This is a genomic window from Kamptonema animale CS-326 (genome assembly GCF_028330895.1).
Taxonomy (GTDB): Bacteria; Cyanobacteriota; Cyanobacteriia; order Cyanobacteriales; family Microcoleaceae; genus Kamptonema; species Kamptonema formosum.
Genome location: NZ_JAQMUA010000413.1, coordinates 1 through 11,928, shown reverse-complemented (window position 1 = coordinate 11,928; position 11,928 = coordinate 1). Strand labels below are relative to the sequence as shown.

The window sequence follows — 11,928 nt, the reverse complement described above, 5'->3', positions numbered from 1 at the left end:
TGTTTGCAGTTTATTTGCACGTAATGTGGTTTCTTCTGCACTGAATGTGGTTTTGAGACACCCACTTTTGGCAGTTAATGTGGTTTCAAAAATCCCCTTTTTGCAGTTTTGACCTCTGCTTTTTGCAGTTCGCTACACTTACTGGTGAGTGATTCCAAATCTAGCAATTCTAGAGAGCGACTTACGGTGATGGAGAGTTCGCAAGACGGCTTTTTCTTAGCTGAAATGGATTTGAGATTGCGAGGCCCTGGTCAAATTCTGGGTACTCAGCAAACCGGTCTTCCTAAATTTGCTACTTTAGATTTAGTCAACGACCAAGCAATACTAGAACAAGCTAGGAAAGCAGCACAATTAGTTACTAAAAAAGACCCTACTTTGAAACGATGGCCTGAACTCTCGAAAGAATTGTTCCGGCGACAATAGGTTAATAAGAGGAGGGGGAAGGGGAAGGGGAAGGAAGGATAAGTTTTCGCTTATCGCAACTACCGGGACTTAGACAAAAGTTAGCCGGAAAACAGGCTTAAACCCATTCATACAAAGAGTTTGAGGTCGATTTATGATTTTTCTGGCTGTGACTGGGTTTGAGCCGGGTTTACCCCTTCTAAGCTAAATCGCTTTGCCAGAAAGGGATTGAGCCTGATTTTGCCTCCAACTTTGTCTAAGTCCCGCTACCCAGGCGGTTAGGACACTCGCTTATTGCCGAAACTCGCTTATTCTATTCCCTTCTTCCCCTAGTCCCTAGCTATACTTCCTACTCCCTTCTTTATACTTTTGAGAAGAAGGAGATTGTTGCTAAACCCAGTCGAAGTAAGTCCTGATAAACGTTAATTTTTATTTGTTCAATAGAAAATCGCAATAACCTGGATTTTTCCGTTCCTTTACCTTCCCAATTAATTAGCTTTTTCTACCCCTTCCCCTTCCCCTTCCCCTTCCCCTTCCTTTTTTAGATGAATAGCGTATATACTTAAAATACAACTATTTAAGATATTAAACACAATGAGTCAGTACAGCCATGCCTGCTAAAGATGCCTTTCACGAAGTCGTTAAAATTGCTCTCCAGAAAGATGGATGGCAGATTACTCACGATCCTTACACTTTACAAGCAGGAACTCTCGAACTTTACATTGACTTAGGTGCAGAAAAAGTAGTTGCAGCCCAAAAAGATGGACAGAAAATTGCCGTTGAAATTAAAAGCTTTATTGGCCCATCCAAAATCTCCGAATTTTACACAGCTTTAGGACAATTTATTAGTTATCGAGCAGCTTTGCAACAACAAGAATCTGACCGCATTTTATACCTGGCAGTACCCAGCAATGTCTACGATAGTTTTTTCACAATGGGCTTTATTCAGTCTTTACTTAAACAAAATCAAGTCCATATAATTATTTATAATACAGCGGAGGAGGCGATCGCACAATGGCAAATGTAGACCTTTACAGGAAGCACATCCAAAATCTGCTCTCTCAACACGCCAGTCTGGTTTGGGATGAGCGAATTCAGGCTCAAACTATCTTTGATACCGAACACGATCATTATCAATTAGTATATGTAGGCTGGCGCAATCAGCAGCGAATTTATGGCCCAGTTTTACACCTAGATATTATCGACAATAAAATTTGGATTCAGCAGGATGGAACCGAGGTAGGTATTGCCAATGAACTCGTAGAATTAGGAGTTCCTAAACAAGACATTATACTAGGTTTTGACCCCCCTAATATGCGACAATTCAGTGAATTTGCCATCGGATAAATCAGGTTTAATTTTTGAAATACTTAGCTTTTAAAAAAGCTACTTCTTTTAACATTCAATCTCTTTTATCAGTTGGCATAATTTTAACAACTGGCTGTTAAGTTTTTCCCACTCCCACTCCCCGCTATTGCTTTCGCCAACGTGCATCAACCCCTCGTCCCTGACATTGCAAACGTCCAGCATCCCTCTCCCGTCGTAATAGACGACGAATCAAATCAATTCCCACTGTCGGACACCGTTCCTGCAATTCCCTAACAGAAAATTCTTGAGGCAAATTGTTAATCGCATCCAATACAATTGCCGTTTTAGTTCCTTTTGCAGAAGTAACATATCCCACCCGTTGCTCAAATTCTCGATAGGCTGATAGCAGCATAACCCCCAAAAAATACTCCCACCAAGGTAATAAATTATGCTGCCTTTCATGCCATCCCTGCGAAGATTGATAAAGCGTATCGTAATAGCTTTCCTTCGTTCTCTCCACAATCCGTTCCAAACTAATAAATCGCCCCACCTCATAACCAGCTTTGTATAGCAGCAACAAAGTGAGTAACCTTGCCATCCGCCCATTTCCATCTAAAAATGGATGAATACACAAAAAATCCAAAATATAAGTTGGAATCAGCAATAAAGGTTCTATCTCACCAGATTCCCAGAGATGATTAAACCGTTCTTGCAAACGTTCCATTGCTGCGGGAGTAGCATAAGCTGGAATTGGTCGAAACCTCACCAATTTAGTCCCATCAGGATAAGTAGCGCTAATTTCATTATCCACACTTTTCCAGCGTCCACCTGTATTAACAGCAAATTGGTAAAGGTCGCGGTGCAGTTGTAAAATGACTCCTGTACTAAAAGGAATATGAGTATAACTGGTGTGAATTGTAGTTAGCACATCCCGATAACCCGCAATTTCTTGTTCAGAACGATCGCGCGGCGTTGTTTTTTCGGCTACTAACTTCTTAATCCGTTCCAGCGGTACTGTAATACCTTCAATGCGGTTAGAAGATTCGGTACTCTGAATAACCGCCGCTTGGCGCAAAGTGCCTAAAACTTGTGGGGCCTGTTCTTTAAATAACTGTTGCTTTCCCTTGTACTCTCCAATTAGGCGAATTGTTTGAAGCAACCGTTGGTTAAGGGGTTGCTTTTCTATTAAACCTTCTTCAAATGATTGCATATTAACTTTACCTTCCTAAGTAATCTGCTTTTTCTACCCTTCCCCTTCCCCTTCCCCTTCCCCTTCCTTCAGCTTAAATAGCTAAGGCGATAATTAGTTTTAGCCATTTTTCTAGCTTCTGCTGTTGTCCAAGGTTTAACCGGAAGCAAATCAGGTTCAGATTCTAACAGCTTATAGGAAAAGAGATCGCCCGTTACTTCAGCAATGACAAAAGCAATAAACTTGCAACAGCTTAACGGCGCTTGTACTACCTGCTTCTCAGTAAACCTAACCACAATCCAATTCCACTCTAAGAATAATTGATTGCGGCGGACATCGCCCTCAGTATCACAACAGTGAGTCGGCTGCTTAGATTTACCTGCATAAGGTTCATCAATCTCCACATCAATTCCTATCCCCGATGGAGTGTGAATTACAATAAAATCTGCTGAATAGCTTCTTCGAGATGACGGAATTTTAAACTCCGCTGCCTGTACCACTCCCTTAAAATACCGCTGCAAGTATTGCAAAAAGCGTTCTTCACTCACCCCTTGTCGAGCTTGAGAATTGCCAATATAACTAACCCGAATTAACATCAAATCCTTAAGCAATCTATTTCTGGAATCAAGGTCAACTTTTAGACTTTTTAAAACTGTCTGCAACCCTTCTTTTTCCTGCTTAAAACTAGAAAATTCCGGCTGCTTTTTGGATAATACCTCTTGTTGCTTATACTCTAAAACCTGCTGCTTATATCTAGATAATAGTTTTTGGCGGCAATCAAACACATAACTATAAGCAGCCGCAATTAAACATGAATAAGCCGCTACTACCAGCAGCATTTCCCACCATAGCCAACCCCATGATATAGCAATCAGCGGGAGAGCGATCGCACCATACAGCCAAAACACCCAAATTAACCACAGTAACTTGACAGGTAAAACTACAGGCGGTTGAGGCGGAGTCAGCAAAACAACAGGTTGCCTGAATTGTTGAGTTTCTTGAACTTGGGATGAGGTAGCACCACTAGAATTTACCTCTGACAAAGGATATTGATGGCAGAACTGCATTACTATTTTGGGGTAAAAAACTATGGGGTAATTCATCTCTTTAAATCCTCTTTTTTTAAGAGCGCTATCGCGCTATTTGTCAGAAAATATTTTTGACCTGTATGCCCAAACCACAAGCATCAAATTCCCAAAAAACAACGGATTCTCCACCAGTTATCAAGATTAAAAACCACAAACAAGAGCGGCATTTTGCTCTTAACTCTGACCCAGAAACAATAGCTGCACTTACTCAAATTGAAGCTCGACATGATTACTATCATACCTGCATCAACGGAGGATATTGATGAATCTTGCTACTCAATCCCTCGCTCAAACCTCCCTAGCTGCTGCTCAACTTTGGCATCAACTAGAATCAATAGAAACTCCTGAAGAAATTGACCAACTGCTGCAATCCCTTTGGCAAACCCAAGAAAGCCAAGAACTTGCTGTTGACACCCACGCGGACTTAGCTGACCAAATTGATGCCGAAATTGCGGCAATCAAGGCTCGGATGCAGTATTTGATAGAACTGCATTCCACAGCTATCAACAAACTCCAGGGGTGGAGAGAACGCTTAGACAAAACCGTTCTCTACTTCAACGAGTGCGGCGTGTTAACTTCAGAAATTATCGGTAAACACCACCGCATTACTGTGAAAGAAAATCCCCCTACCTGTGAAGTTTTAGTTGACGCTTCTCAACTACCAGAACCCTATCGCCACACCGAGACCAAAATCGTAATCTCGGCTGACAAAAAAGCGATAGCAGATGCTTGGAAGCGAGGATTGCCCGTAGACGGAACTAAAGTTTTCCGCAAACGCCGAGTTGTTTATAGCTTACTCAAAGGCAATAACTTGAACGCCTACCCAGCTAATTTAAACTCCCAGTTGCCAGCCGCTGTATCGACCACTAAACCCCAAGCAAAACGCCAAAAGCGCCACTCCCCTTAGATAGGAAAATGGGAAGTTAGGAGGACACAGAAATTTCATTCGCTGCGCCTTTTTCTTCCCTTTCCTCAGCTAAACCTCGCTCCAATAGCTCAAATCATCAAGTTCCTCTTCTGTCGTACCAAAAGTATTAATCCACCTCATAGCTCGCTCAAATAAGTGGCTATTTAACCGCCGCTTATCGGCATCAGACTGAGGCGGATTAGACCCCTGCCAACAATTATCACCCAGCTCAATTTTATCAAGGCATTGAGGAGACTGTGATTCAAATTTATTCTCTTGCATTCTTTAACCCTACCTCATTGTTAGCTTCATTTTAACTCAATTTATAGGGAATGGGAGTGGGAGTGGGGGAGAATTTGACGCTTACTTCCTAAGCTGTACGGCATTAAAATTTGGTATTTTTTAATGCCAGCTAAAAACTCGTCAAATCCTCTCCCCCTCTCCCCTTCTCCCTTCTTCCACTCCCCCCATTCCCCTCCAATTGAGCGGTTAACTATCCCTCAATCATCGGATGTCTTTTCACCTCCACACTTGTATAAAAGAAATTGAGTGTACGGGCAAAAAGACATAAATTCACCTACTCTAACTCATGGTTTCACGCTTCCATTGATTAACCATCCCTCTTTTGTCACTTTGACCAGAGAAAAAGATTTAGCCTTGTGGCCTCTCGATTTTAGCCACTATTCCCCATTCCCCATCATTCCGATACAACCGGAATTGATATCAATCATCACAACTAACTTTTCAGGTTTCAGGAGATACTAATAATGAGCAAAAAGCATTCTCAATCACTAGAACCAACCTGCCAGTATACTGAGCTTTTAGCAGGAGTTGGGCTAAAAATCCCTGTCTTTGATATGTCCTTAGAAAACGGCAAAGAAAAAGGACGCTACCAAATAGAACCGGAAATCCTCCGAAATTCAATGCTTGAACTACTCTTTCAACCCGAAGAATTAGCAACACTAACCATCGTCAAACCCGACCCAGATGATAGCAGCCTTGACCCTCTCAAAAACATCGACTTTGGAGACGGTATTGCTAGAAGAGTTGCCTTTAGTTCTGGCAAGAATGTCTACTTTGCTGACAAAGAACTCTCAGCCAAACTGTTAAGCGTATTCACAACTCAACCAGACCACTCCTGTCGCTACGGCTCCCTGCTAGTCAGTAGTTGCACTCAAGGAGTCCAGTTGTTAGACTGCTCTGTTAGTGGTGAAACATTGCGAGTCAAAATTGTTGATTCCCAAAGTGATGACCCTTCTGAAAAAGCTTTAGCTCAACGATATCAAACCGGAGACTGTCACGGCAAGATTTCACCAACATTAGCCCAACAATTAGATGCTATTCACAACCGCCCTTTTCAATTTCGATTTGCTTGGCTTTCAGACTGGGAACAAGAGAATTGCGCGACTCCCCAAATTAACTTCCTTGCTAAAGGAACGCTACTTCCCGATGACCAATTAACTGATAAATTAGGCTATCATATCATTATGGATCGCTCTTCCATCAAAGGAATAGCTAAAGAGCAATTAGCTGAATTGATTCCTTGCGGAGATTACGAATTTCCCAAAGCGGTATTAGGAAACCGAGGCAATGCCAAAGTAACGGAATACGAAAACTCCTGGCAATTTTCGATTTGGTACTCCGAAGCAGCTATTCAGACTGACATCGCCACCCCCACCAAACTTGAAGCCCACAAGTTAGCTGACTTGCAAAACAATCGGTTGCAACTTGCTAAATACTTAGTAGAGCAACATGACAAAAAAGTGGCTTTTCAATCTAACATTCACGAAGATAACAACGGATTAGAAGATGAAACCGATGAAAAAGCTCAACGCAACGAATATCGGCTAATTTCTATTTTGAGAAACGACAAACTCGGTCAACTCCTTGACTTTCCCAAAGTCGTCGATTTCATGCAAGAACAACTAGCTAAAAAATGGCGAGACTTAGCAATTAAAGGAGCAATTCATCATGGTTCAGCAATGGCTCAACCCTGCGAAGATTTACAGCCGGGGACAATTGTTGCCCCCCACTTGAAAAACGGCACAGAAGTCATCGTTACTCGCTATCCAATTGTCAGTAAAGATAACATCCGCCGCTACACAGTAGACAACAAAAGCCATCCCGAATTAATGCAGTACAAAGGATGCGCCTTCATTCGTCCCGACCAAGCTATGCAGCACCACCAGTGCGATTTTGATGGAGATCAATTAGTGATTACTCCCGCTTCAAAACTCCCCAATATTGCCTCTGAAACCAGACACGCTAATCAAGAAAACGAGTACGAAGCTATTTCCAAGCGTAGCAAAATTGATTACACCAAAGCTACTGATGAAGAGGGTAACCGTAAGTATACCAAATTGCGGCAAATTGCCGTAGCGATCGCACACAACAAAATCGGCTGGGTTGCTACCTTAATTGGACGAGTACAGTCTTCTGTACCCCAACCAAAACAACCTACAAACTTATTTAACCACAAGAAGCAGAAACTACTCGGTCAACTGTTTGATGCCCTGCAAATTGAAGTGGATAGCCCCAAAAGTGCTACTCGCACAGAAGACTACCACCCCAATTTGCTAAATCTTGCTAAGGAATGGTCGAACGAATACCCTTCTTACTTGTTTGACTTCAAAGACGACCCCCGGCTTTACAAAACAGTACCACTGCCCGCAGAAGACAACGCTGCTATCAGTTGCATCGCTCGCAGTGCGGTTAATCCTGAGTGGGAACCCACCCGCCTCACCAGCCGCCACCGCGACGAATTTCGCTACCTGTTCCCCTCTCCTAAAGATTTAGATGAGAGAGAAGATTGGGAGAAATACTACGTGACATGGGCCAAAGATACTAAAGAACGATATCGAGAACGGATGGCAGAAATCTATGAGCAACAAGGCGATGACCTCAAAGCTATTAGAGAAGCTGTTGGCAAATTGTATGAGAGTTTAAGAAGCGACGTAGCTGACGCATTTCCTCACCCCAAAGAGCGGATGTTAGCTGCTAGCGCATTGTGGCACGTAGAAACTACAAATCCCAATTTAGACGTGCCTCGCAAAGCTTGTCTTGAACTGTCGCGCCAACTGAAAATTGAGTTCCACCTTGAATCTGACTATGAGCGGTTACATGAAGCATTGCCCAAGGATACTTACATTTTAAGTGTTCCTTTTCAAAAAGTAGTAAGAGATGGAAGTGGTCAAATTAAAAGGGATAGCAAGCGACAGCCAATTGCCATTGATTTAGCTGGTGAATGGAAGGAAAAGCTAGATAGTAAAGGCATTAAATACGAAGCTAGTTTACACCCCAGCTTGCCGATGGTTAACTTTGCCTTGCTCGACCCCAATGAGAAATTGGTAGAAGTCCTCCACAAGGAATTTGGCAACAATGAAAATGACATTGACTCTCTCAATTTAACTTACCGAGATCGCTTGGGTAGAACCCAAACTGCCAGTTCGCGCATTGTAGCGCCTGCCAGCTACAATTGGGTAGAATCTAAAGACAGCCAAACCCCTAAAGCTGCATTGGTTCTTAACTTGTTCTCCGATGAAATTTGCCAGCAATTGCAGACTTTTCAGTTTGAAACTGTTGAACTAATTGGTCAAAAGTACAACGATTTCAAAGATGTTGATTTTAGCAGCGAGAAGTGGAAAGGAAAAAGATTGACTTTTGAAGTCGATGCTTTTAAAAGCGACACTGGCAATTACCGAGATGGCAGCCCAATTGTCAAGCTCAACGACCGTCAACTAGCCATGTTTTCGCCTAATTCTCCTAAACTGCCTATTGGTGCAACCTTTGAAGCAACTATTGAATCCTCACCCAAAAGCAGCGCTCTCATTTTAAACATCGAGCCGGCATCGGTGAGGTTAATTGAAGAAGCGGCTGAAGTGGAAATCCTGTCAGTAAAAAGCAAATCTGCACCCAATATAGAGGGCTTCGGCGAAGACATTCGACGGGGGAAATCGCTATCTCAAACTTCTCAACAGCAACAGTCTCAACCTCAACAAAAAACTTGTGATTCCACAACTATTTCGGAATTAATGCAGGCTGCGATTGGCAATGCTTATCAGAAAACAGGCGCTAGAGAATTTCCAGTTGGTTCTTGGGCAGTATTCGTCAACAGCACAACTCAAAAATGTACCGTTGAGGATGAAAGTGGCGCTATTATTTTTGCGGCTGACTTGAAAAGTGAGCGAATTATCAAAGGATTATCTGAAGAAAACAGCGCTAAGTTTGTCGCAGAAATCTTAGAAAACCCTAGTCCTAAACGCCATTCGTCTGTTGCTGTCGAACTTTAAATGATGGGGAGTGGGGAGTGGAGAAAGAGGTATAGCCGAGATTAACGTCAGTTGGACGCGATCGCGCTTGGTAAGAGTGCCAGTATACTACGTATGCTAGGATACGAAGAGAGCGATCGCGTCCAACTCACTTTGGAAGAGACAGTGAAACTGCCCAATGGTCATCTAGCAGCTTGGATCGTCCGCGAGGGTGAAAATTTCCCCAGATTAACAAATTGTTATCCGACCAAAAAGTGAGGCAAAAACAGTGGAAACAATTAAAGATTTAGATATTGTTGCTTTAACAGAAGACATAGAAGCAACCCATTTTGAAACCAAAGAAATCATTAAATTATCTAAAGGACAAGTAGGAACAGTGGTGATGGAATTTGACGGCAGTGCCTTTGAAGTAGAATTTTCTCATCAAGATGGCATAACTTATGCAATGGAAACGATTCCCACCAGAATGTTAATGCTTTTACATTATGAATTAGTAGAATCTGTAGGTGCGCGATCGCGATGAATTTTGTCACTCACCAATAATCTTGATAACCCGCCCCACCCAACTGTGAAACTTGCTACAAAAATACACGCGATCGCCTTTCTGAAGGGAGAGGGCGATAGAGTAGAGCTACTTTCTTCGGCAGAATGGCAATATTCACAAAGAAAACTAGCTCTACTTCTTACTAATTTTCGAGTGGCACGGTTTATGGACATGAGGCTGCTATAACTTTAGCGTTAATTAAGGTAAAAATCCGATCCAGTTCTAGTAAACTTGCTAGTTCTACAACCTCTTCTGAAGTTAAAATATTAGCCTTTTTCCCCTCAGCCAGTTCTTCTAATCTAGCTTGCAGATTTTCGGTAAATTTGAATAAGTAAAGATTTCTGACCTTCTCAATCGAAATATCACTATCAATCCAGTAGGAAGGTTGTACCATAAGTTCAGCTATCATGGTGATTCAATTACTCAATTACTACATGGATAGTCTTGATTCTATCCTAAAACCCGCCCCTCCACTTTAACCATAGATGTCATGCGCTGACTAACTCTCCACTTACAATATTTAAACAAGTCGGGCTTTCATCCATAAAATTAAGGTATAATTTTTCTCCTTTAACAGCAGTTTGGGTAATCAAATCTTTTCCGTACCTCCAGAGTTCTTTGCCTGACTCGGTTATAGCAGTTACATCCACTTCTTGAACAATCAATATAATGCCCCGCTCTTTGAGGTGTAAAAAATAATAAAAAAGGGAATTCAAGGGAATTTTAAAAGCTATTTGGCGAGTGTTAATGTTAACACCTGTTACTTCCTGGTTATAACCGAATAGGATGATATCCCACTCTGGCTGGATTAATACATGGGGTTTCAATCCATGCCCTTCAGAGCATATACCAATGCAGAAAGGTTTACTGTCATCAGATTGAAAGTGGACTTTTGCTAAATAAAACTCTAAGTTATGCTCGGCAATTTCTCCTAGTAATAAACTTTCTGGGTTGCCTTCGAGTATTTTTACCAGTTCGGCTTTATTTGCTAATGATTGAAGAGAGATTTGGTTGCTTCCGAAGGTGATAAACATAGTTATGACTCTTTGCCAAATAAGATAATTGTAATCAGTTTGTTACTATCCCAAACGGTCTTCATTTTTAATGCACCTATTGGCCCCATCAGTAATGATTCTTTGATAATACGACCATTAACTTGAATGGAGGCAATATTGGTGCGATCGTGGAAGATACAGTACAAGTGAGCGCTCAGATAAGCTCTGGTATCTGAAGTGTCTCCCAAACCAATTGCGCCGAGTTGCCTCCTCATGGCTTGGCTTCTATCAATGGTAGCGCGATCGCCTGTTGCTTTGCCTAAAGGGTATAAAATTTTTCTACCTAGCTTAACAGTCCCAGTTAGGGTAAGAATAGTTAACACATTGGCAGTTAGATCGTTACTTAAAAAAGTTAATAAAAACTTAGGCTTATGAGGTTGCATCGATCGCTGCACTATGCTTGTAAGCGTATCCAAATATCTCGTAAATCTTCAGGGGTTAGACGTTCCATAATTTTGTTCTAGCGTTTCTGTCCATCCTTGGCTTGAATCTCTTTGCCATAGATAGGGATGTAGAATTTGGTTGACATTCTCTTGTGCTGTCTTAGGGTCTTGTGCCAGAAGTACCTGACGACGCTTAATTTTGGCAACTGCTAGATATTGGGAGTTAGGTGAATGTTCTGACATAGTACACTTGATAGTAGGAGCAATATTAACTTTGATACCGACTATTTACTAATATTTTAGCATAATAGTAAGTACGAAAGAACCGGCAAGGTTTCTTGCAGCATCAGTAGTAGCTTTTCCCATAATTCTACCTTCTTTGGGTTGAGAGCCTTAACATGAGTGAGAATGCGATCGCTTCTCTACCTTCTCTTCTGTTTCCCCTCCCCCCCCCAATTGGATCGATCCAATTGAACCAGTAAAAAACACCTGTTGTCAGGAAGCCAGAACTCATGGAAATAATTTAGGTTTGAAAAAGGAAGGGAGAGTGTGGAAGGGAAGGGGAGAGGGGGAGAGAGGGAGTGGGGGAGAATGAGAGAATTTGACACTTACTTTCTACAAATGCTTGTCTAACTGTACGGCATACGGCAAAGCCTTCCCACTCACCCCCACTCTCCCCTACTCCCCCTCTCCCCATTCCCCTTTCTCTACAAATGGAGAAATTCAATGGTTACTTACGCCCACAAAAAAAAGTCAAACCAATACATCACGGCTGATACAGAAC

At 42.1% G+C, this 11,928-nt stretch carries 15 protein-coding genes; 8 read left to right on the top strand and 7 right to left on the bottom strand.

Annotation, left to right across the window (positions count from 1 at the left end):
- Positions 1 to 144: 144 nt before the first annotated feature.
- The 3 genes from PN499_RS24480 to PN499_RS24470 all read left to right on the top strand — a co-directional run bounded on the left by PN499_RS24480 (position 145) and on the right by PN499_RS24470 (position 1,749).
- Positions 145 to 423 carry a hypothetical protein gene (locus tag PN499_RS24480; protein ID WP_272035450.1) on the top strand — a complete coding sequence of 93 codons (279 nt, stop codon included), beginning with the start codon at positions 145 to 147 and terminating at the stop codon, positions 421 to 423.
- A 589-nt stretch (positions 424 to 1,012) separates the two neighbouring features.
- Complete coding sequence (locus PN499_RS24475; protein WP_272035448.1) at positions 1,013 to 1,429, top strand: XisH family protein; 417 nt, start codon at positions 1,013 to 1,015, stop codon at positions 1,427 to 1,429.
- The gene (locus PN499_RS24470) at positions 1,417 to 1,749 is read left to right on the top strand and encodes a XisI protein (RefSeq protein WP_272035446.1); all 333 of its coding nucleotides are present in this window, start codon (positions 1,417 to 1,419) and stop codon (positions 1,747 to 1,749) included. Before PN499_RS24475 ends, PN499_RS24470 begins: the two co-directional genes overlap by 13 nt.
- Positions 1,750 to 1,873: 124 nt before the next feature.
- Here PN499_RS24470 and PN499_RS24465 read toward each other — a convergent pair whose 3' ends face one another.
- Both PN499_RS24465 and PN499_RS24460 read right to left on the bottom strand, forming a co-directional pair.
- The gene (locus PN499_RS24465; protein WP_272035444.1) at positions 1,874 to 2,920 is read right to left on the bottom strand and encodes a Fic family protein; all 1,047 of its coding nucleotides are present in this window, start codon (positions 2,918 to 2,920) and stop codon (positions 1,874 to 1,876) included.
- 68 nt (positions 2,921 to 2,988) lie between these two features.
- Positions 2,989 to 4,002 carry a hypothetical protein gene (locus PN499_RS24460; protein WP_272035442.1) on the bottom strand — a complete coding sequence of 338 codons (1,014 nt, stop codon included), beginning with the start codon at positions 4,000 to 4,002 and terminating at the stop codon, positions 2,989 to 2,991.
- Between the two features lie 65 nt (positions 4,003 to 4,067).
- Here PN499_RS24460 and PN499_RS24455 point away from each other — a divergent pair, with 65 nt between their 5' ends.
- Complete coding sequence (locus PN499_RS24455; RefSeq protein ID WP_272035440.1) at positions 4,068 to 4,250, top strand: hypothetical protein; 183 nt, start codon at positions 4,068 to 4,070, stop codon at positions 4,248 to 4,250.
- Entirely contained in the window at positions 4,250 to 4,894 is a 645-nt protein-coding gene (locus PN499_RS24450; RefSeq protein WP_272035437.1) for a siphovirus Gp157 family protein, read from the top strand. Before PN499_RS24455 ends, PN499_RS24450 begins: the two co-directional genes overlap by 1 nt.
- Before the next feature lie 69 nt (positions 4,895 to 4,963).
- Here PN499_RS24450 and PN499_RS24445 read toward each other — a convergent pair whose 3' ends face one another.
- The gene (locus PN499_RS24445) at positions 4,964 to 5,176 is read right to left on the bottom strand and encodes a hypothetical protein (RefSeq protein WP_272035435.1); all 213 of its coding nucleotides are present in this window, start codon (positions 5,174 to 5,176) and stop codon (positions 4,964 to 4,966) included.
- 485 nt (positions 5,177 to 5,661) lie between these two features.
- Between PN499_RS24445 and PN499_RS24440 the strand changes: the two genes are divergently transcribed.
- The 3 genes from PN499_RS24440 to PN499_RS24430 all read left to right on the top strand — a co-directional run bounded on the left by PN499_RS24440 (position 5,662) and on the right by PN499_RS24430 (position 9,685).
- Positions 5,662 to 9,183, top strand: a complete 3,522-nt coding sequence (locus PN499_RS24440) for a hypothetical protein (protein ID WP_272035433.1) — start codon at positions 5,662 to 5,664, stop codon at positions 9,181 to 9,183.
- A gap of 93 nt (positions 9,184 to 9,276) precedes the next feature.
- A complete protein-coding gene (locus tag PN499_RS24435; RefSeq protein ID WP_272035431.1) occupies positions 9,277 to 9,420 on the top strand; it encodes a hypothetical protein in 144 nt (47 codons plus the stop codon).
- Between the two features lie 10 nt (positions 9,421 to 9,430).
- Entirely contained in the window at positions 9,431 to 9,685 is a 255-nt protein-coding gene (locus PN499_RS24430) for a DUF4926 domain-containing protein (RefSeq protein ID WP_272035429.1), read from the top strand.
- A 184-nt stretch (positions 9,686 to 9,869) separates the two neighbouring features.
- Here PN499_RS24430 and PN499_RS24425 read toward each other — a convergent pair whose 3' ends face one another.
- From PN499_RS24425 to PN499_RS24410, 4 genes are all read right to left on the bottom strand, one after another.
- Positions 9,870 to 10,115, bottom strand: coding sequence for a hypothetical protein (locus tag PN499_RS24425; RefSeq protein WP_272035427.1), 246 nt, complete (start codon positions 10,113 to 10,115; stop codon positions 9,870 to 9,872).
- Between the two features lie 79 nt (positions 10,116 to 10,194).
- The gene (locus PN499_RS24420; protein WP_272035425.1) at positions 10,195 to 10,740 is read right to left on the bottom strand and encodes a hypothetical protein; all 546 of its coding nucleotides are present in this window, start codon (positions 10,738 to 10,740) and stop codon (positions 10,195 to 10,197) included.
- Between the two features lie 2 nt (positions 10,741 to 10,742).
- A complete protein-coding gene (locus PN499_RS24415; protein WP_272035423.1) occupies positions 10,743 to 11,177 on the bottom strand; it encodes a hypothetical protein in 435 nt (144 codons plus the stop codon).
- Positions 11,178 to 11,192: 15 nt separating this feature from the next.
- Positions 11,193 to 11,387: a hypothetical protein gene (locus PN499_RS24410; RefSeq protein WP_272035421.1), complete on the bottom strand. Its 195-nt coding sequence runs from the start codon at positions 11,385 to 11,387 to the stop codon at positions 11,193 to 11,195.
- Positions 11,388 to 11,928: the final 541 nt, after the last annotated feature.